Raw genomic sequence first — 513 nt, 5'->3', positions numbered from 1 at the left:
ATTACTTCCATACTCGCTCCTTTCATCTATACGAAAATAGGAGAATCACATGATTCCCCTACAACTCTATCTCCATTTCAACCTCTTGAGGACTGGTTTCTAAATCACTAGACAAAAGAGAAACGGCATCTGTTCTCATGTAGTAAGTATATAAGTCTTCTAGGTCTTGTTGGTTTTCAATCCCTGTTTCAATACTAATCAGAGCCTGTATAAATTCCTTGTAGTGACTCTCCATCATATCTGAAATCTTTTGTTTCATTTCCATAAATACTGATGACGGTTCCGTTAGACTTGTTTGGTCTATGTCTTGTAAATCCTTTTCTAAGGGATTGGTTCCTTCTTCTATTTCCAATAAATCTGAACGACCATCACCATCAGAATCTGCGCTAAGAGGATTGGTTCCTAGCGCCAATTCTTGAGCATCAGTTAATCCATCTTGATCCGAATCACGTTGATAAATGGCTTCCATATACTTCCTTCTTTCCTAGTTAATCTTTTTTCACTCCAATCCTA

General features: G+C 37.4%; 1 protein-coding gene. It reads right to left on the bottom strand.

What is annotated here, in order from left to right:
* Positions 1 to 58: 58 nt before the first annotated feature.
* The gene (locus CBI42_RS11240) at positions 59 to 469 is read right to left on the bottom strand and encodes a thrombospondin type 3 repeat-containing protein (protein WP_049510505.1); all 411 of its coding nucleotides are present in this window, start codon (positions 467 to 469) and stop codon (positions 59 to 61) included.
* Between the last annotated feature and the right edge of the window lie 44 nt (positions 470 to 513).

This window comes from Streptococcus sp. KR, assembly GCF_002238115.1.
GTDB lineage: Bacteria > Bacillota > Bacilli > Lactobacillales > Streptococcaceae > Streptococcus.
Note: the sequence above shows the minus strand (reverse complement) of the source record. Positions and strands in the feature narration are given on the sequence as shown.